Source organism: Streptomyces cyaneus, assembly GCF_004028635.1.
Taxonomy (GTDB): Bacteria; Actinomycetota; Actinomycetes; order Streptomycetales; family Streptomycetaceae; genus Streptomyces; species Streptomyces cyaneus.
In genome coordinates, this window is the sequence record NZ_RQJW01000010.1 from 167,628 (window position 1) to 187,098 (window position 19,471).

Annotated in this window: 15 protein-coding genes; 8 read left to right on the forward strand and 7 right to left on the reverse strand. The window is 70.9% G+C overall.

What is annotated here, in order from left to right; translation table 11 throughout:
• Positions 1-17 precede the first annotated feature (17 nt).
• From asnB to EHO50_RS33035, 6 genes are all read right to left on the reverse strand, one after another.
• A complete protein-coding gene (gene asnB, locus EHO50_RS33010; protein WP_128434910.1) occupies positions 18-1,952 on the reverse strand; it encodes an asparagine synthase (glutamine-hydrolyzing) in 1,935 nt (644 codons plus the stop codon).
• 3 nt (positions 1,953-1,955) lie between these two features.
• Positions 1,956-3,485 (reverse strand): Wzz/FepE/Etk N-terminal domain-containing protein, encoded by a 1,530-nt coding sequence (locus tag EHO50_RS33015; protein WP_128434911.1) that lies wholly within the window; start codon positions 3,483-3,485, stop codon positions 1,956-1,958.
• Positions 3,482-4,852 carry a Wzz/FepE/Etk N-terminal domain-containing protein gene (locus EHO50_RS33020; RefSeq protein WP_128434912.1) on the reverse strand — a complete coding sequence of 457 codons (1,371 nt, stop codon included), beginning with the start codon at positions 4,850-4,852 and terminating at the stop codon, positions 3,482-3,484. Before EHO50_RS33020 ends, EHO50_RS33015 begins: the two co-directional genes overlap by 4 nt.
• Positions 4,842-6,143 (reverse strand): glycosyltransferase family 4 protein, encoded by a 1,302-nt coding sequence (locus tag EHO50_RS33025; RefSeq protein WP_425472297.1) that lies wholly within the window; start codon positions 6,141-6,143, stop codon positions 4,842-4,844. The genes EHO50_RS33020 and EHO50_RS33025 overlap by 11 nt, the downstream gene beginning before the upstream one ends.
• A complete protein-coding gene (locus EHO50_RS33030; RefSeq protein WP_128434914.1) occupies positions 6,100-7,416 on the reverse strand; it encodes a nucleotide sugar dehydrogenase in 1,317 nt (438 codons plus the stop codon). The genes EHO50_RS33025 and EHO50_RS33030 overlap by 44 nt, the downstream gene beginning before the upstream one ends.
• A 103-nt stretch (positions 7,417-7,519) precedes the next feature.
• Entirely contained in the window at positions 7,520-8,998 is a 1,479-nt protein-coding gene (locus tag EHO50_RS33035; protein ID WP_128434915.1) for a sugar transferase, read from the reverse strand.
• 630 nt (positions 8,999-9,628) lie between these two features.
• Here EHO50_RS33035 and EHO50_RS33040 point away from each other — a divergent pair.
• The 5 genes from EHO50_RS33040 to EHO50_RS33060 are packed head-to-tail and all read left to right on the forward strand — an operon-like array spanning position 9,629 to position 13,699.
• The gene (locus EHO50_RS33040) at positions 9,629-9,814 is read left to right on the forward strand and encodes a hypothetical protein (protein WP_031482330.1); all 186 of its coding nucleotides are present in this window, start codon (positions 9,629-9,631) and stop codon (positions 9,812-9,814) included.
• Between the two features lie 21 nt (positions 9,815-9,835).
• The gene (locus tag EHO50_RS33045; RefSeq protein ID WP_128434916.1) at positions 9,836-10,579 is read left to right on the forward strand and encodes a hypothetical protein; all 744 of its coding nucleotides are present in this window, start codon (positions 9,836-9,838) and stop codon (positions 10,577-10,579) included.
• Positions 10,576-11,670, forward strand: a complete 1,095-nt coding sequence (locus tag EHO50_RS33050; RefSeq protein WP_128434917.1) for a DUF6895 family protein — start codon at positions 10,576-10,578, stop codon at positions 11,668-11,670. Before EHO50_RS33045 ends, EHO50_RS33050 begins: the two co-directional genes overlap by 4 nt.
• Positions 11,667-12,587, forward strand: a complete 921-nt coding sequence (locus tag EHO50_RS33055) for a DUF6895 family protein (RefSeq protein WP_128434918.1) — start codon at positions 11,667-11,669, stop codon at positions 12,585-12,587. Before EHO50_RS33050 ends, EHO50_RS33055 begins: the two co-directional genes overlap by 4 nt.
• Positions 12,584-13,699 carry a serine hydrolase domain-containing protein gene (locus EHO50_RS33060; protein WP_128434919.1) on the forward strand — a complete coding sequence of 372 codons (1,116 nt, stop codon included), beginning with the start codon at positions 12,584-12,586 and terminating at the stop codon, positions 13,697-13,699. The genes EHO50_RS33055 and EHO50_RS33060 overlap by 4 nt, the downstream gene beginning before the upstream one ends.
• A gap of 73 nt (positions 13,700-13,772) precedes the next feature.
• Here EHO50_RS33060 and EHO50_RS33065 read toward each other — a convergent pair whose 3' ends face one another.
• A complete protein-coding gene (locus EHO50_RS33065) occupies positions 13,773-15,137 on the reverse strand; it encodes an alpha-lytic protease prodomain-containing protein (RefSeq protein ID WP_128434920.1) in 1,365 nt (454 codons plus the stop codon).
• Between the two features lie 219 nt (positions 15,138-15,356).
• Here EHO50_RS33065 and EHO50_RS33070 point away from each other — a divergent pair, with 219 nt between their 5' ends.
• From EHO50_RS33070 to EHO50_RS33080, 3 genes are all read left to right on the forward strand, one after another.
• Positions 15,357-15,806 (forward strand): Fur family transcriptional regulator, encoded by a 450-nt coding sequence (locus EHO50_RS33070; RefSeq protein WP_128434921.1) that lies wholly within the window; start codon positions 15,357-15,359, stop codon positions 15,804-15,806.
• Positions 15,807-15,830: 24 nt separating this feature from the next.
• Positions 15,831-18,044 (forward strand): catalase/peroxidase HPI, encoded by a 2,214-nt coding sequence (gene katG, locus EHO50_RS33075; protein WP_128434922.1) that lies wholly within the window; start codon positions 15,831-15,833, stop codon positions 18,042-18,044.
• 224 nt (positions 18,045-18,268) lie between these two features.
• Positions 18,269-19,375, forward strand: a complete 1,107-nt coding sequence (locus tag EHO50_RS33080; protein WP_128434923.1) for an NAD(P)/FAD-dependent oxidoreductase — start codon at positions 18,269-18,271, stop codon at positions 19,373-19,375.
• The last annotated feature ends 96 nt before the right edge of the window (positions 19,376-19,471 follow it).

A 19,471-nucleotide genomic window follows, 5' to 3' on the forward strand; every position in this document is an offset into this window, starting at 1 on the left:
CCGAACTCCTCTGATTCCTAAGCCGTTAACCGAGTGCTCTGGCCGGACCCAGAGGTCGCGTCGCGATACCAGTACTCGAGGGTCAGCACATGCCACAGATGCTTGGAGAAGTCCCGCTGCCCGGAGGCGTCCTCGGCGACCATGCGCGCCAGCGCGTCGCGGCGCAGGAACCCGGAACGGACGAGCTCGCCGTCGTTGATCACCTCGCGCACCAGCGGTGCCAGATCCCGGCTCATCCAGGCCCGCAGCGGGGCGCTGAACAGGCCCTTGGGCCGGTACACGATCTCCCGGGGCAGGATCGAGGTGGCCGCCTCCTTGAGGACGGCCTTGCCCTGCCGTCCGACGATCTTGCGATCACCGGGCACGGCGAACGCCGCCTTCACCACCTCGACGTCCACGTACGGCACCCGCACCTCGGTCGACGCGGCCATGCTGGAGCGGTCCGTGTACGCGAGGTTCAGGCCCGGCAGGAACATCCGGGCGTCGGTCAGGCACATGCGGTTGACGAAGTCGTCGAGGTCGTTGTCCTGGTAGGTGTCCGCATGCTCGGTCAGTACGTCGTCGACCGTCCCGGCCAGGTCCGGGTCGAGCAGCGCGAGCAGCTCGCCTCGGTCGTACATGGTGTAGCTGCGCCGGAACGCGGTCTCCTCCGGCAGATCGGCGAAGGACAGGAACCGCTTCGCGAAGCGCACCGACCGGTACCCCCGGCGGGACGTGGCGACCGGCAGCCGGTCCACGGCCGCGGACACCCCGCGGCGCAGGGGTCGCGGGACGCGCTGGTAGCGCAGCGCGATCAGGTTGGCCAGGTGCTTGCGGTACCCGGCGAACAGCTCGTCGGCGCCCATCCCCGAGAGCATCACCTTGACCCCGGCCTCCCGGGCGGCCGAACAGATCAGGAACGTGTTGATCGCCGCGGGGTCACCGATCGGCTCGTCCAGGTGGTACGTCATCTGCGGTAGCAGGTCGAGCACGTTCGGAGCGATCTCGATCTCGTGCAGGTCGACGCCGAAGCGCAGGGCCACCTGCCGGGCGTAGCGCAGGTCGTCGGGCATCGCCTCGAACTTGGCGTCCTCGGCGCGGAACCCGATCGTGTAGGCGGAGATCCCCGGTTGGTGGCGGGCCGCCAGCGCGGTCAGGTAGCTGGAGTCGAGACCGCCGGACAGGAACGTCGCCACGGGGACGTCGGAGAGCAGGTGGCGCCGGGTGGACTCCTCGACGATGGCGGCCAGGTCCGGCTGCTCGCCGCTCCGGGCCCGCTCCCGGCCCTCGGCGGCGACGTCCTTCAGGTTCCAGAACCGGCCGCGCTCCACCCGGCCGTCGGGCCGGCACCGCAGCCAACTCCCCGGCGGCAGCTTCTCCGCTTCACGCAGTGCGCACCGTGAGTCCGGCACCCAGTAGTACAGCAGCGAGGCCACCAGCGCCGCATGGTCCACCTCCAGCTTTCCGCCGGTCGCGGTGGCGAGCGCCTTGAGTTCGGAGGCGAACACCAGACCCTCGCCGCGCCGGAGCAGGAACAGCGGCTTGATGCCCAACTGGTCGCGGGCGAGCACCAGTTCACCGGTGCGCTCGTCGAAGACGCCGAACGTGAACATGCCGCGCAGCCGGGGCAGACAGTCCGTGCCCCAGCGCCGCCAGGCCTCAAGGAGCACCTCGGTGTCGGAGGTACCGCGGAATCGCACTCCGGCGGCCGCCAACTCCGCGCGCAGCTCGGGGGCGTTGTACAGCTCGCCGTTGTACGTCAGGGCGAGGCCGTCCGAGACCATCGGCTGGGCACCGGTCTCGGACAGGTCGATGATGGCCAGCCGACGGTGCCCGAGGTGCACTTCGCCGTCACCGACGGAGTGGCTGTAGCGGCCCGCTCCGTCCGGGCCGCGGTGGGCGAGGGTGTCGGTGAGCCGGTCGGTCACCAGCTTCCCGTCCGGCCATCGGTAAGTACCTGCGATGCCACACATGTCCTACCGCGCCTCCTGGTCGTTGCCGGGGACGCGTGCGGCCCACATCGGCTGCCGCTCCGTCCGCGGCTCGCTCGTTCTGTTCTGCCGGGGCAGCCGCTCGGCACGGCCGCGCAGAGCGGTGCGCAGCCCGTCCCACAATGTGCCGTCGGTGCGGTCCCGCGGATCGGGGTCGATCAGCACCACACCGATCACCGCAATGCGCTGGTCCGCGAGCTGCCGCGCCACGGTGTGCAGCCATGCGGCGCTGCCGTGCCCGGCTCGCACGACGAGCACGGTCTGGGTGCCGAGGTACTGGAGGTCGGTCCACGCCGTGCCGGGCGCCACCGAGCCGACGCCGATCCGGTGCTCCTCGGGCGCCCCGGCCGCGGCACGCTCGCCGCTGACCACGGCCGGGTCGCCCGGCTTCGGGCGACGGCCCGAGAGCTGCGCGCCGGGCAGACCGTCGACGACGACCACGGGCTCGTCCGCCGCCAGTGCCCGGGCGAGGTCCAGTGCGAGCACGCTCGTGCTGCGCGCACAGCCCAGTTCCAGCAGCGACACCGGTTCCGCGGAGCCGCGCACGGTGCGGGCAAGGGTGGTGGTGAGACGTTCGCGTGCCGCCCGAGTCCGTCGGCGCTGCCACAGCCTGGCCGACCAGCGGTGCGTGCGGGGCAGCTCCGCGATGACCGAGGCGCCCAGGTTCGCCGCGATGTCCCGGCGCAGCACGGGGCGGTCCTTCACCACCGTGCCGACCGCGGTCAGCGCGAGTCCGAGGACCAGCCCGAGGACGAGCCCGATCGCGGCGTTGGTGACAGCGGCCTTGGGCAGGGAGTGTCGCACCGCGCGCGGGGCGTCCACGATCTGCGTGCCGGCGACGACCTTGGGCGTGCCGGTGCGCGCGTCTGCGGCGCGCTGGTCGAAATCGGCGATCCGCGAGTTGAGTTCGGCCCGGCGGGCGAAGAGCGACTCGATGGCGGCCGACGCTTTCGGGTCGCTGTCCGGCGATCGGTCTCCGATCTCCTCGTTGACCTGGGCGAGCTCGTCCCGCATCCGGTCACGCTGGTCGAGCAGGGCCTTGGACTCGGCCGTCGCGGTTTCCCGCATCCGCCGCACATGGTCCGCGACGAACGCATCGGCCAGCGCCTTGGCCCGGGCCACCGCCTCCGCGTCGCTGTCCCCTGTCACAGTGATCTGCAGCAGGTTGTTGGTCAGTCCGGTACCCCGGTAGTCCCGCATGAAGTCCTCAGGTTTTTCAGGGGACTTGAGGGACTGCAGCGCCTTGTCGGCGATCCGCGTGGTCCCCAGCAGCTCGACATCGGTGCGGATCAGCGTTCCGGTGTCGTTCGGCTGGTCCTCCTTGTGCGCGACCAGCACCTTGGTCACCGCGGTCGGCGGTGGCGGCATCAGGACCGCCACAGCCGCGCCGACCAGCAGTCCCAGCAGCGCCATGGCGCACCAGAGGCGGCGGCGCCTGCGGACCGCGACCACCAGCGCCTGCAGGTCGAGGAGCGGAGTGGCGGCCGACGACTCCGAAGTCGTGCTCGTCGTCACGCTGAGCCCCCCGTCGCGTGGCCGCGAACCGCGAGCGCCAACGTGGCCTCGTCCGCAGGACGGCCGGCAGTCCCCGTCGGACGGGCACGGACCCTGCCGACGACGACGATGCCGACGACCTCATGCCTGCCGTCCGCACACGCCTCGGCGATGCCGGCGAGCTCCTCCGCGGTCCAGCTGCCCGCGCTGAGGACGACCAGGGCACCGGACTCGGCGTCGCGGTCCGGCACCGTCGGCCGGTCCACCGAAATCTCCACCACCCGCAGCAGCGGATCGCTCTTGGCCTCGGCGACGAGCTGCTCGGCGGCCCGGCGGGCGATCTCGTCGCCCTCCGGTACGACAGCCAACAGTCGCCGGGGGGCGGGCAGTTGGTCCCGGAGGCGAGCGCAAACCCGCCGGTAGCGGATCCTTCTGCCGGCCTCGTCGCCGGACCTCTGCGGCGTCGGTAGGTCCCACCGGGTGTCGAGGCCGAGGAGTCGGCGGATCCAGGCCCGTCGGCCACGGTCTTCCGGCCGGTGCGCGCCGAGCTGCTCCTCGGGCACGTCGACGGTGCCCAGCAGCGCCGAGCCCAGGGCCGCGGCGATCTCCGCTTCGGTGCGCAGTCGGCGATTCATCCGTGCGGCGGCGAGATGGCCGATGACCGCGAGCAAGAAGAACAGCAGCGCCCCGGCGACGATGAGCTGCATCCTCGTCGGCGGCGCCTCGCCGGTCGGCCGGGCCGCCGGCCCCATGACGACCATGCCGGCCTTGTCGGTCGCCGGGTCGGCCTCGTCCAGCTTCGTCATGGCCTCCTCCAGCGAGGTGCGCAGCTTCTCGAGCATGGTGCGGGCCTGCACGCTCTCCACGGTCTGGCCCGGGTCGGCCGCGTTGGCCAGGTCGGTGATGCGGCGGTTGGTCTCCTCCACCTTCTTCCGCAGCGCCTCGGGCCCCGTGACCGCTTCGGAGTCGGTGCCGCCGCCTGCGATCCGCGCGGCGAACTTGACGAACTGCTGGGCCACTTGGTCGGAGAGCCGCTGCGCGCGCTCCGGGGTGTCGGCCGTGCCCGAGATCTTGATGATGTTCCCGTCGGCGGCCTCGGCGGTCACTCGATCCCGCAGCTCGGCGCCGCTGACGCCCGTCCAGCCCAGCTTGGCTGCCGCGCGGTCGACCACCGTCGAACTGGTCGCGATGTCCACCTGAGTCAGCAGCTCGCGCTCTTCCCACTGCCCCGGCAGCAGTACGGATGCCGACGTCGTGTACCGCGGCGGAAACACCACCGAGGTGCCGTAGCCGACGAGCGCGCCCACCACGGCGAGGACGGCGAGAAGACGCCAGCGCCGTCGGAAGATCCGCCCGATGGTGACCAGGCGTATTGCGTCATCGCTCAACTGCGCGCCTCTTCTGTGCGGAACGGGTCGCCGCCGACACCGGAGCGTGGTCACGGCAGGCGGCGGCGTAGGCGGCAAGCAGCGACGCTTGCGAGTTCTGCCAGGAGAGCGGCCCGCTGATCCGCTCCTGGCCGATCTTGCCCATCCGGATCCGCTTCTCCGGATCGTCCATCAGCAGCGCGATGAGCCTCGCGAATTCGGCCTCGTCGTTGGCGGGCGCGTACACGGCGGCGTCACCGGCGGAGACCCGCGCCTCCTTCAGGTCGAACGAGACGATCGGCCGGCCCATCGCCATGTACTCCAGGACCTTGTTCATGGTCGACACGTCGTTGAGCGGATTGCGCGGGTCGGGGGAGAGGCACACGTCCGCGGTGGACAGGTAGCGCACCAGGTCGGCGTCCGGAATGCGCCCGGTGAACTGCACCTGCTCCGAGAGCCCGAGCCGCCGGGACAGCTCCACCATCGCGTCGAAGGCGTCGCCGGCGCCGACGAACACCGCATGCCAGTCGGTCCGTCCGAGCTCGTCGCGCAGCTTCGCGAGGGCGCGCAAGGCGTAGTCGACGCCGTCCTGCGGGCCCATGACGCCGAGGTAGCACAGCAGATGAGGCTTGCCGCGCTTCAACTCCGGCTCCGGCGGCACCGGTTGGAACCGGTCGATCTGGGGCGCACTGCGCACCACGAACACGTCCTCCGGCTGCCGGCCACCGCGGCGTACCGCGACGTCCCGGTAGCTCTCGTTCGTGGCGAGCACGATGTCCGCGGCCCGGTAGGTCCGCCGTTCCAGCGCGCACACGGCGCGGTAGAGCAGGTCCTTGCCGCGGTCGAACCGGGAGAGGTACAGCTCGGGTACCAGGTCGTGCTGGTCGAAGACGAACCGCGCGCCGCGCCGCTTCAGCCACAGTGCAGGCAGGAACAGCAGGTCGGGCGGGTTGCAGGCGTGGACCACGTCGACCGGGCCGACCTTGCGGGCCAGCCGGACCGTGTGCCACAACGCCGACCCGTACTCCCGCAGGTAGCCGGCCGGTCCGCCGGTGGCCGCGCGCAACGGGTAGCGGTGGATCCGCACCCCGTCGATCACCGCCTCCGGTTCCGTGTCCCGCTTCTCTCCCCGGGGGCAGATGACGTGCACCTCCCACCCCGCGTCGCGCAGCGTCGTGCACTCCTGCCACACCCGCCGGTCGAACGGCACCGACAGGTTCTCCACCAGGATCAGCGCGCGACGGGCTGTCCCGTCGCCGCGTATTGCGTCACCAAGCAAGGCCCACGTACCCAGGTTCGGCCCGGCGCGCATCGGCGTCGGGAAGGTGGATGAGGTCGACGATCACCGGGCGGTCCCCATGGGGCAGCGCCGACAGCACGGCCGGATCCCTGGTCCCCACCAGGCACACCTCGGCGTGCTCGAGCACCTCGTCGACGGAGTCCGCGAGCAGCTGCGCGAGATGCGGCAGCCGGCTCTCGATGTACTCGCGGTTCGCACCGAGCAGCCGGGAGAGGCTCACATTGGCGTCGTAGATCTTGAGGTCGTAGCCCTTGCCGAAGAGCCGCTCCGCCAGCTCGACGAGCGGGCTCTCGCGGAGGTCGTCGGTGCCGGGTTTGAAGGACAGCCCGAACAGACCCACCCGGCGTTTGCCGGTGCGCTCGACCAGGTCCACCGCGCGCTGCAGATGGTCGGAGTTGGAGGGCAGCACGTGAGAGAGGATGGGCACCGAGACGTCGGCCCGCTGCGCCGCGTAGACCAGGCTGCGCAGGTCCTTGGGCAGGCAGGAGCCACCGAAGGCGAAGCCGGGCCGCAGATAGGCGGGGCTGATGTTCAGCTTGCGGTCGGCCAGGAACACGTCCATCACCTGGTGCGAGTCCACCCCGAGGGCCTGGCACACCGCGCCCAGCTCGTTGGCGAAGCCGATCTTGAGGCCGTGGAACGCGTTGTCCGCGTACTTGATCGCCTCGGCCGTCGGGACCGGCACCCGGAACACCTCGCCGGGCAGGCCGTCGTACAGCGCCAGCACGGCGTCGCCGCTTGCCTGGTCGAGTTCGCCGATGACGGTCTTGGGCGGGTCGAAGAAGTCCCGCACGCTGGTGCCCTCGCGCAGGAACTCCGGGTTGACCGCGACCCCGATGTCCACCCCGGCCGTGCCGCCGACGTACTTCTCAAGGATCGGCACCAGCAGGTTCAGGCAGGTGCCCGGGAGCATGGTGCTGCGGAACACGACGGTGTGCCGCCCGCCCCGCTCGGCCAGCGCGGCGCCGATCTCTTCGGTGACCCGCTCCAAGTACGTGGTGCACAGGCTGCCGTTGGGCTCCGAAGGCGTGCCCACACAGACCAGCGACACCTCGCTGTCCATGATCGCCTCGCGGACGTCGCCGGTGGCTCGTAATGCTCCGGTTCGCACGACGTCGGCTATGAGCTCGCCGATCCGCTCCTCGACCACCGGGGCCGAGCCGCCGTTGACCAGGTCGACCTTCACCTGGTTCACGTCCACCCCGATGACCTCGTGCCCCATGCTGGCCAGGCACGCGGCCGATACGCAGCCCACGTAGCCGAGCCCGAAAACACTGACTCTCATGACCCGTCTCTCCCCCCAGGCAGACCCTTGTGGCCTGCGGTCCCCCAAAGCAGGCCCTTGTGGCCTGCGGTACGTGCTCCGGCCGGACGCCGGCCCCCGCGCATCAGTACGCCCCTTGTCCGTGGAGCACCGCACGCAGCGTCTTCCACAAGATCACTGTGTCCAGGGCGAGCGACCAGTCCTCCACGTACCGCAGGTCGAGGCGGACCGCCTCCTCCCACGGCAGATCGCTGCGTCCGCTGATCTGCCACAGGCCGGTGAGCCCGGGCTTGACGAGCAGCCGCCGCCGGATGTCCGGGTCGTACGCGGCGCACTCCTCCGGTAACGGAGGCCGCGGTCCGACGAGCGACATGGATCCGGTGAGCACGTTGAAGAGCTGCGGGAGTTCGTCGAGCGAGTATCGGCGCAGCACCGCTCCCACCCGGGTCACCCGCGGATCCCGGCGGAGCTTGAACAGCAGCCCCGCACCCTCGTTGCGGTCGGCCAGCTCCGCTCGTGCCCCGTGAGCCCCGGTGACCATGGTGCGGAACTTGAGAATGGTGAACTCGCGGCCGTCCTTGCCGACCCTGCGCTGGCGGTAGAACACCCCACCCCGGCTGTCCATCAGCACGAGCAGCCCGACGAGCACCATCAGCGGCGCGAACAGCACCAGCATGACCGCCGCGCCCACCCGGTCGACGACCCCCTTGATCGCTCGGCGGCCCCCGGTGAAGGTCGGCATGCTGACCCGCAGCAGCGGTATCCCGAGCACCGCGTCGACGTGCAGCCGCGGGCCGGCCACCTCCATCAGCACCGGGGCCACGACCATCTCGGCATCGCTGCCTTCGAGGTTCCAGGCCAGCCGCTGCAGCCGGTCCGGTGACCAGTGCGGATCCGGTGTGACCGCGACGACGCGGTAGCCGTCGTGGCGGACGTGCTTGGCGACATCCGTGAGTTGACCGACGACCGGCACTCCGTCCAGCTGGTCACCGTCGAGCCCGCGACCGTCCGCCGTGCACACCGCCTCCACCCGCCAGCCGATGTGCGGGAACTTTCGGGTTCGGGAGATCAGGTCGCGCACGGTGGCCGGGCTCCCGGCAGCAAGCACCGGTCTCAGACACCGGCCTTCCTTGCGCTGTTTGTGCAGCCAGAGGCGCAGCAGATACCGCGCGGTCATGGTGACGAGCGCGATCGCGGGGATCGCGACGAAGATCCAGAGTTTGATGTTGCGCGAAGTCAGGGCTATCCCGCCGAGCGCGAGTACGACGGTCGCCGCGAACAATGAGCGTCCGAGCCGGCGGAATTCCTCGGCGCCCTGGCCGAGCACAGCCGGAGCCCACGCCCGGCCCACCGCAAGCGCCCCCAGCACCAGCAGCTCGGTGCCGAATGCGAGAATTCCCCACTTCTCATGCCAGTTGGCCGCGTCCCGGGCCCCGAAGAAGTCGCCGATCGCCGCCACCACAAAAGCGGTGGTCACCGTGTCGCTGATGATCACGGTACGGCGGTACCGCTGCTCCCAGTCGACCGCGGGCCGGCTGATCGCCCCGTTCGCCAGATGCCCGCGCTCCGACGGAAATGGGCCGACTAATCCCCCTCGCCGCACAGAACCCCCCCGGTTCCCAGTGGTTCGACGTGTTCGCCCAACACTGCCCCTCCCCCTGGGAGGCCCCCGCCCCCCCGCACGCTTCCTCCCCTCGGGAGGCCCCCCGCCCCCCGCGCCGCGCTGCTCCTCCCCTCGGGAAGCCCCCGCCCCCCGCGAGCGACATCCCGGCTGTTTCAGCGCTAATTCGTGCGCGGGAACCCGTCGAAAAACCTCGGGTGCTCCCCGCACCCAAAGCCCCTCAGGGCTCCAAGAATTGATCACCCCGGCGTCGGGCGCCGGGGACGCGGCTGCTGGCTTTCCGTAGTGCCGGAACCAAAGATCATTACTGGTCGCCTCGTGGCCGATCAGCTGAAGCACGGTCAATCTAGACCATCGGGTGCCAGCGTGTAGAGGGGATGTGTGTAATTTGTGTTCACGGTTTGAGGCTGGATCCACCGATCGGTGACGACCTACCGGTGCCTTTGCGCCACCGGTGATCCAGCAGCGCTGCCGGTGACCGCCCGGCCCGAGTAAAGACCTGAGACGTCGGAGAAGTGACGCAACGTGTCTTCTGGGAAAAGATGCGCGCTTTATGGCCATGTGGTGACCTTGGTTGTGGAGGCTATGGCTGACCCCAGAGGAGATGGTGATATGCCTTCCATTGACAAGGCGATCGAGGACATCACGGGCGTCCGGAGCGACCTAGAGGCGGCACTTGACCCCGCCGAGCCCGACGGTGTCTACCGCGACAGCCGGGAGTGCGCCGCGCTGGCACTGCTCTCCGCAGACACCAAGCTGCTGCTGTCCCCGCCGACCCCTCGCCCCAAGAAGGGCTGAGCGGACGACGGGAGCGGCTGAATGGAGCAGTCAGGCACTTCGGCCCTCTTGCAGGGTGCGGTGCAGGACCTTGCGTCGGACGTGGTCTCCGCCCTCCGGGGTGGAGACCACGTGCGCATGTCCGGCACGGGGGCGATGGACGACCTCGAGGGCAGCTTCGCCCTCGCGGCAGTACGCGTGTTGGGAGCAGACCTGCTGCTGCCGCACGTACTCTTTCCGACTCCGCCCGCCCCGGAGGCACTTGCCGTGTTCCGCAGGACGGTGGAGGCCTTCCCGCCGCGCGCCGACGCGGCACCCACCGTCAAGTGGAGCCACTGGGCGATGAGTCGGACCCTGATGCGGCTCGACACATCCCCGGTCGACACATCCCCGGTGGACACATCCCCGGTCGGCGCACCTGCCGGGAACCCGACCGCGGAACCGGACGTCGCCGGCTGGCTCGACGAGGCGACGTGGCAGGTGCTGACGCACCAACTCGCGGTTCTGGCCCCGCTCGCGGTGCTCGGTGAGGACTGTGCGGTGGCCCGCGCCGCCCAGCGCCGCCCGGTCGACGTGGCCCGGGGCTTCGTACGGGCCGTGCGCCGCAGGGACTGGCAGCAGGCGGCCGGGGCGGGACGCTGGCTGACCCTGCTCGACGGGGTCCCGGAGACGCTCGGCCTCGAGGCGGGGCTGGACTTCGTGGAACTGATGGGCGGCAGCGACCCCCGGGTGGCCCTGCAGGTCCAGGCGGCACGGGTCATGCGGGCGGCCGGAGCGCTCGTATGACCGCCCTGGGTGCCAGGGAGATCCGAGCGGGCGAGATCCGCGTCGGCGAGATCCGCGAGGTGGGAGCCGCCGCGTTCGCCTGGCTGTCCGCGCACCGGGGCGACTTCGCGTTGGGCGAGGACGCGCTCACCGCGGACGGCCATGTGGACGCCACCTGGAAGCCGCTCGGGGAACTGGCCCAGACATGTGCGAGCGTACGTTCGCACACCACGCCGTCGGACCCGCTGCACGCGTGCGCCGCTGACCTGTTGCGGTTCGCCTGGCAGCAGACCGGCCGGGGCGAGCTCTTCCTGCGGCTCCAGCAGTCGGAGCCCTTCGCGACGTACCCCCTGGAGATCTACTCCGTCTTCGCCTCGGCCGGGCTGCGGCATCCCGGATACGAGGCCGCCGCCGCCACGACGGCCCGCACCCGGGGCTGGCGGCTCACCGAGCAGGACCCGACCCGCCGGCTCGGCGTCCTGAAAGCCGAGCGGCGCAGCGGCATCCGACGCCCGGAGCTGGACGCGGAGGTGCTGCGGCGCACCTGGCTGGGCGGGCTGCCGGAACCCTGGACGTTCGAGCGCTCCTCGGGTTACGCGCTCACCCACGTCGTCTTCCACCTCACCGACTGGGGCCGCACCCCCGCGGGCGTCCCCGCGGACTTGGCCGCCTACCTGGCCCACTGGTTGCCGCCCTGGCTCGACACCTGCCTGGACGCCGGGATGTGGGACCTCGGCTGCGAGTTGCTTGTCGTGGCGGCGAGCCTGCCGTGCCCGCCCGACCACACCACCCTTCAGCACGCCTGGACCCGGATCGCACGGGCACAGCACGACTCCGGCGCGCTTCCGCAGCAGGCCCCGGACCCGGCCTCTCGGGGAGAAGCGGGAGCAGACTCCCGGGACGACGCCGCAACAGACTCCCGGGACGACGCCGGAGCGGACCCGGAGCCGGACTTCCTCCAGTGCTACCACTCCACCCTGATGGCGGCCTTCGCGGCGGCACAGACCGTCAAGTACCTCACCGGCGAAGGCCACGAGGACGGTGCCGAAGACCGAGCGGCGTACGTGGGTGGCACGCAGAACCGGTACAGGGGACAAGGAGTGCCCGGATGACCGACACCCGTCTGATGCACACCGTCGGCGTCCGCGCCCTGGAGTGGCTGTGGGCCCATCGCGACGGTTTCCGCCTGGAGCCCGACGTCGATCCGGAAGTGGGCTTCCTGGAGCGCTTCAAACCGGTCGGCGAACTGGCCCTGATCTGCCGGGTGTTGTTCCGCGAGGGCGTGGCCGGATCGAGACAGGCCGAACTGGCGCGCAAGCTCCTCGACCACACCTGGCGGCACACGCTGGACGGCGGTCGCATGCTGGTGCGCGGCCAGCGCATCGAACCGCTGTCGCCCATCCCGTTCGAGGTGTACCTCCCGTACAAGGAACTCGGGTACAGCGAGCCCGAGGTGGAGCGCGCCACCGTCCTCTACCACCGGCTGGAAAGCTGGGCGGCCCTGGAACTGGACCCGACCCGGCGCCTCGGACTCTCCGCGTTCCAGCGCCGCTTCGGCCTCACGCCCCGCATGCCCGAGGCGGACATCGTCGGCTCCACCTGGCTGGCCCGCACCCCCGAACCCTGGACGGTCAGCGGGCACATCGCCTACGACGTCACCCACACGGTGTTCCACCTCACCGACTGGGGAGAGCACCCCGACGGCCTGCCGCCGGACATCGTCGACTACCTCGCCATGTGGCTGCCGGTCTGGATCGACGACTGGCTGGACCTCGAGCGCTGGGACCTGCTCGGCGAACTCCTCGTCGTCGACGCCTGCCTGCCGCGCCCCACCCTGGACGAGCGGGCCTGGGAGGGGTTCGCCGCCGCGCAGCAGCCCGACGGCGCCATGCCCGCCATGCGGACGATGCCGGAGGGCGAACCGGACGAGGTGTTCGACATGGTCTACCACCCGACGCTGGTCGCCGCCTTCGCCTCGGTGCTGGCCACCTCCCGCGCCCTCACCGAGCTGACACACGCCACCTCATGACCGGCCCGGCCACGCCCTGGCCGGGCGCCGAGGACGACACGGACCACTCCCGTGCGGGCGCGCTTCTCGGCACCGACGGCACGTGGCGGGAGCGGTTGGAGAGCGCCGTCGGCGCCGTCGACGCGCCCGACGTCGTCTTCGCCGTGTCCCGGTCCGGCCGCCGCATCCTGCACTGCGGTGGCACCGCACCGCCCCCACCGGTCCCGCGGCAGGACCTGCGCTATGAGATCGGTTCGGCCTCAAAGGCGTTCACCGGCCTGCTGCTTGCCCAGCTCATCCAGCGCGGCCTGCTGACCGGGGGCGAGCCGGCCGCCGCCTGCCTGGACCCGGGCCGGCGGACGGACGCGGACCCGGTGACGCTGGCTCACCTCATCACGCACACCGCGGCGCTGCCCGCCCTGCCGGCCGACTTCTACCCGCGGGCGCTGCCCGCCTGGCGTACCAACCCCTACGGTCGCTATCCGTCCGAGCGCGTGACGGAGGCCTTCCTGTGCCACCGCCCCCGGCACCGGCCCGGCACCCGGTGGCACTACTCCAACTTCGGCGTCGCCGTGCTCGGCCACGCCGTCGCCGCGGCGACCGGCACGGCGTGGGAGGAACTGCTCGGCGCACACGTGCTGCGTCCGCTCGGCCTGAGCGGCACCGCTCTGCGGGCGGAGGAGGCGGAGGGGGCGCATGAGGCGGAGCGGGCGCAGGATTCGAAGACCGACGCCGTCGGGCACGGCAAGGACGGCCGTACCCCCACCCTCGCCTTCGACGCGGGCGGCTTCCAGGCGGCGGGCGCCGTCCGCGCCACCCCGCACGACCTGCTGACGTTCCTCGAAGCGCACCTCGACCCGGCCGGGTCCCCGGCGGCCGACGCCCTGCGGGCAGTGCGCACGCCCGTGCTCCGACGCGGCCCGGGACACCGGCACGTGCACACGATGGCGTGGTTCCGGCACCCCACGAACGACGGACCGATGTACTTCCACAGCGGGGCGACCCTCGGCCAGCAGGCCTTCCTGGGCTTCCGGCCCGACACGGGCACCGCCCTGGTCGCCCTGTGCACCCGCCGCTTCCGCGCCCGCGACTCCTTCATCGCCACCGCGTACGCGCTCCTCGCGGAGGAGTAGTCCCCGCAAAAACGGCCGGTGCGGAGCCGAGCCCCGCACCGGAAGAGTCCTACGAACCTACGACGTACGACTCCTACAACCGCTGCCACAGGGCCGGTGTGGAGCTCGGCGCCCATGCGCCCTGCGCCTGGTGGGTCTGCACGCACTGGTAGCGCACGCCCGCGTGGGTCACCGTCGTGCCGGCCTCGTAGACGCGGCCCGCGGCCCAGGTCTCCGCTGCGTCGTTGTCCTCCGGCGCGGGGGTGCCGGCCTGGCCGGATGCGGTCTTCAGGACGAGGCCGAAGTCGCTGAGGATCGGGTTGATCGGCTGGTAGAAGGTGGTCCCGCCGTCCGTGCAGTCACCCGAGCCACCCGAGGTCACGCCCTGTGCCTGAGAGCCCGAGATGTACGGGCCGCCGGAGTCGCCCGGCTCGGCGCACACGGTCGTCTCGGTCACGCCGTCCACGGTGCCCTGCGAGTAGCTGACGCTCGTGTCGTGCTGCTCGATGGTGCCGCAGTGCCATCCGGTGGTGGAGCCGGAGCGGCAGATCGACGCCCCGACGAGCGCCTGGACCGAGCCGGTGACCTGTGTCCGTTGGCCGTCCTCACCCTCCACGTCGGCCGTGGCGGCCCAGCCGCTGTTGACGCCGACCCAGGACATGTCCTTGCCGGGGAACGTGGAGGCCTGGAACGTGCCCTGTTCGGCCATGTTGGAGCCCGCGGTCGTGTCGCCCTTGCTTCCGCAGTGGCCCGCCGAGGCGAAGCCCTGCTGCTGGTCCTTGGTGACGGAGAACCCGATAGAACAGCGGGCGGTGCCCTCGATGTAGTAGGCGTCACCGCCGATGAGGTCCACCAGCAGCCGTGGCCGTTGCGCCGACAAGCGGACGCCGACGTCCTTGCTCTGGACGCCGGCGGCCTTGATGAAGGCGGCCGCGGCCGACCGCTTGGTCGCCTGGACGACGACCCGGTTCGTCGGTACGTCCACGTACCAGACGGGTGTGTCGCGCGTCTTGACCCGGATGGCGGCCGTGTCCAGCTTCTTCTTGACGGCCCGCAGTTCGCTCAACGGACGCTTGACGACCGCGGCCTTCGCGCCCTGGGCCTTGATGGCGGACACGTCGGCGGCGTGCGTGGTCGCGACGGTGAGCTCGGCGGAGGTCGCCCCCCGCAGCCAGGCGCCCGCGAAGTGCTCGCCCAGGGCGTTGCGGAGGCGACCCGCACGGACGCCCGCCTCCGCCTCGTTGACCAGCCGCTCGGCCGCCTGACCGGGCTTCAGCTTCAGGTCACGCTCCAGGGCACGCAGCACCGCCGCCGGTGGCCGGTCGGCACCGACCGTCTGTGCGGCGCTGGACGCGGGCGGCGGCTCGGCCGCGGCGGCCGAGGTGACCCCGGCGAGGACGAGAGCGCCCAGAGCGGTGAGGGCGACGCGGCGGCCGGCCGCGGTATGTCTGCCGAGCATGCGATGTACCTCCATCGAGTACGAGTGGGATGTCGACCAGCTCAAGGCCTTGACGGAAAGGCATGCACCGATGCCGCAAGAGATGTTTTTTCGCGCTTTGGGGGACTCCCGGTGGTGCCATGTGCACCACTGCTGCCACAGCCGGTCGGGTGCGGCACATCAAACTTTCATCATTCGTTTTCTTGAATCATTCGTGTTTAGCGCGGTAGGTTGTCTCCCATGACCGCATCCCAGACCCCGACCCCCGCCGAGGAGCTGCGCGGTGCCGGCCTGCGGGTGACCGCCGCGCGTGTCGCGCTGCTGGAGGCCGTCCGGGCCGGTGACCACCTCGGTGTCGAGGCCATCGCCTCCGGGGTGCGTGATCGCGTGGGCCACGTCTCCCTGCAGGCCGTGTACGAGGGCCTCCACGCACTCACCGCGGCGGGACTCATACGCCGTATCGAGCCGGCCGGCAGCCCGGCCCGGTTCGAGGGGCGTATCGGCGACAACCACCACCACATCGTGTGCCGGTCGTGCGGTGTCGTCGCCGACGTCGACTGCGAGGTCGGCGAGGCGCCCTGTCTGACCGCGTCCGACGACCACGGCTTCGCCATCGACGAGGCCGAGGTCATCTACTGGGGCCTGTGCCCCGACTGTTCCACCGCCAGCAGTGCACCCCGAGCACTGTGATCCACCTAGTTCGGAAGGTTTCCCATGGCTGAGAACCCCGATGCGATCGTTACTGACGCGAAGACGGAGGGCACCGGTGGCTGCCCCGTCGCGCACGATCGCGCCCCCCACCCGACGCAGGGCGGCGGCAACCGTCAGTGGTGGCCGGAGCGGCTCAACCTGAAGATCCTCGCCAAGGACCCTGTCGTCGCGAACCCGCTCGGCGGGGAGTTCGACTACGCCGAGGCGTTCCAGGCCCTTGACCTTGCGGCCGTGAAACAGGACATCGCCGAGGTGCTGACCACCTCGCAGGACTGGTGGCCCGCCGACTTCGGCAACTACGGCCCGCTGATGATCCGTATGGCCTGGCACAGCGCCGGCACCTACCGCATCAGCGACGGCCGCGGCGGTGGCGGCCGTGGTCAGCAGCGCTTCGCGCCGCTGAACAGCTGGCCGGACAACGGCAACCTCGACAAGGCCCGTCGTCTGCTGTGGCCGGTCAAGAAGAAGTACGGCCAGTCCATCTCCTGGGCCGACCTCATGATCCTCACGGGCAACGTCGCGCTGGAGCAGATGGGCTTCGAGACCTTCGGCTTCGGCGGCGGCCGCGCCGACGTCTGGGAGGCCGACGAGGACGTCTACTGGGGTCCCGAGACCACCTGGCTCGACGACCAGCGCTACACCGGCGACCGCGAGCTGGAGAACCCGCTCGGCGCCGTCCAGATGGGCCTGATCTACGTCAACCCGGAGGGCCCCAACGGCAACCCGGACCCGCTGGCCGCGGCCCGCGACATCCGTGAGACGTTCCGCCGCATGGCGATGAACGACGAGGAGACCGTCGCCCTCATCGCCGGTGGTCACACCTTCGGCAAGACCCACGGCGCCGGCCCGGCCGACCACGTGGGCAACGACCCCGAGGCCGCCTCCATGGAGGAGCAGGGCCTGGGCTGGAAGTCCACCTACGGCACCGGCAAGGGCGGCGACGCCATCACCTCCGGTCTCGAGGTCACCTGGACCACCAAGCCCACCCAGTGGAGCAACGACTTCTTCGACATCCTCTTCGGCTACGAGTGGGAGCTCACGCAGAGCCCCGCCGGCGCCAACCAGTGGGTGGCCAAGGACTCCGAGGAGATCATCCCGGACGCGCACGACTCGTCGAAGAAGCGCCGTCCGACGATGCTCACCACCGACCTCTCGCTGCGCTTCGACCCGATCTACGGTGAGATCTCGAAGCGCTTCCACGAGAACCCGGACCAGTTCGCGGACGCCTTCGCCCGCGCCTGGTACAAGCTGACCCACCGTGACATGGGCCCGAAGTCCCTGTACCTCGGCCCGGAGGTCCCGGCGGAGACCCTGCTGTGGCAGGACCCGCTGCCGCAGGCCGAGGGCGAGGTCATCGACGCCGCCGATGTCGCGGCCCTGAAGGCCAAGCTCCTCGAGTCGGGCCTCACGGTCTCGCAGCTGGTCTCCACCGCGTGGGCGTCGGCCTCGACGTTCCGCGGCAGCGACAAGCGCGGCGGTGCCAACGGCGCCCGTATCCGCCTGGAGCCGCAGCGCGGCTGGGAGGTCAACGACCCGGACGAGCTCGCCCAGGTCCTGCGCGTCCTCGAGGGCGTCCAGGCCGAGTTCAACTCCGGTGCGAAGAAGGTCTCCCTGGCCGACCTGATCGTCCTCGGCGGTGCCGTCGGCGTCGAGAAGGCCGCCAAGGACGCCGGCGTCGACGTGGAGGTCCCCTTCACGCCGGGCCGTGTGGACGCGACCGAGGAGCACACCGACGCGGAGTCCTTCGCCGCGCTGGAGCCGACCTCGGACGGCTTCCGCAACTACCTCGGCAAGGGCAACCGCCTGCCGGCCGAGTACCTGCTGCTCGACCGCGCCAACCTGCTCACCCTGAGCGCCCCCGAGCTGACCGTCCTCGTCGGCGGCCTGCGCGTCCTCGGCGCCAACCAGGGCGGCTCGACGCACGGCGTCTTCACCGACACCCCGGGCAAGCTGACCAACGACTTCTTCGTCAACCTGCTCGACCTGGGCACGACGTGGAAGTCGACCTCCGCGGACCAGACGGTCTTCGAGGGCCGTGACGCCTCGGGCGAGGTCAAGTGGACCGGCACCCGTGCCGACCTCGTCTTCGGCTCGAACTCCGAGCTACGCGCGCTCGCGGAGGTCTACGCGAGCGACGACGCGAAGGAGAAGTTCGTGAACGACTTCGTCGCGGCATGGGTCAAGGTCTCCAACCTGGACCGGTTCGACCTCGTCTGATCCGTTCCGAGCATGACGTCCAGGCCGGCCCGCACGGGTCGGCCTGGACGTCGTCGTTTGCGCGCAGGTGCCTCACACGACGCACCTTTCACAGAACGCACACCGAGCTCCATTAACTCTTTAAGTTTCAAACGATAGGCTCGCCGACAGGGGAGTGGCCTACGGCAGCCCACCCGCCGCGCCACTCACTCCTTCTCTCCCCCCACCAGCACAGGAGATTCGGCGTGCACGACGGCGACGTAGTGGTGATCGGCGGCGGCTATGCGGGCGTCCGTCTGGCCAAGCGACTGGACACGACGGCGCGGGTCACGCTGGTGGACCGCAAGGAGGTCTTCTTCCACCGCATCGCCTCCCTGCGCGCAGGCGTGCGTCCCGAGTGGTCGCACAGCCCGTTCATCCCGTACGACCGGCTGCTGCGCAACGGCCGCGTGGCCGTGGGCAAGGCGGTCCGTATCGACACCGCCGAACGGCAGGTCATGCTGGCCACCGGGGAGCGGCTCCCGTACGACGTGCTGGTGATCGCCACCGGCGCCGACTACCCCGAACCGGCCCGCTTCACCGGCACCACCACCGAGGAGGCGGTGAAGTCCTTCGCCACGCACCAGCAGCACATCGCCGCGGCGGAGCACATCCTCGTCGTCGGCGGCGGGCCCTCCGGGATCGAGCTCAGCGCCGAGATCCGCCTCGCCCGGCCGGACGCCCGCGTCACGCTCGCCCACTCCGGACCGGAACTGCTGCACTCCACGGGCAGCGCGCGCGCCGGGCGCAAGGCGCGCAGCTGGCTGGAGTCCCATGACGTGAACGTGTGGCTCGACGCCTTCATGTCCCCCGGCAACGACTTCGGCACCTACCGCGACGCCCGCGGAAACGTCATCGAAGCCGACCGCTCCTTCTGGGCGACCGGCACCACGCCCAACACCCTCTGGCTGCGCCTGGCCGGACACGGGGACTGGCTGAACGAGACGGGGCACGTGAAGGTCGACCGGGCGCTCCGCGTCCAGGGGTGGCTGGATGTGTTCGCGGTCGGCGACGTGAACGACGCCACCGAGGTCAAGATCACCCCGGCCGCGCTGGCCCAGGCGGACCTGGCCGCCCACAACATCCGCGCCTACCTCAACAGCGGCGGCAAGCACCGCAAGGAGCCCCGCTTCTACCGGCCGGTGCACCGCACCCCGCTCATCGTGCCGTTCGGCCCGGCCGACGGGGTGACGATGCTGCCCGTGCCGGGCGGCGAAACGGCGGTCCTCGGCAGCCGCACCACGACCGTGGCCAAGGCGAAGACCCTCATGACCCCGTACATGCGACGCCAGCTGGGCTACACAGCGGCGTGAGCCGGCGTCTGCGCTGACCCGGCACGCCGGCTCACGAAAGCGTGCCGTCCGGTACCCGAATGTGTGCCGTATCGAAGCCACCGTGCCGGGGTACCC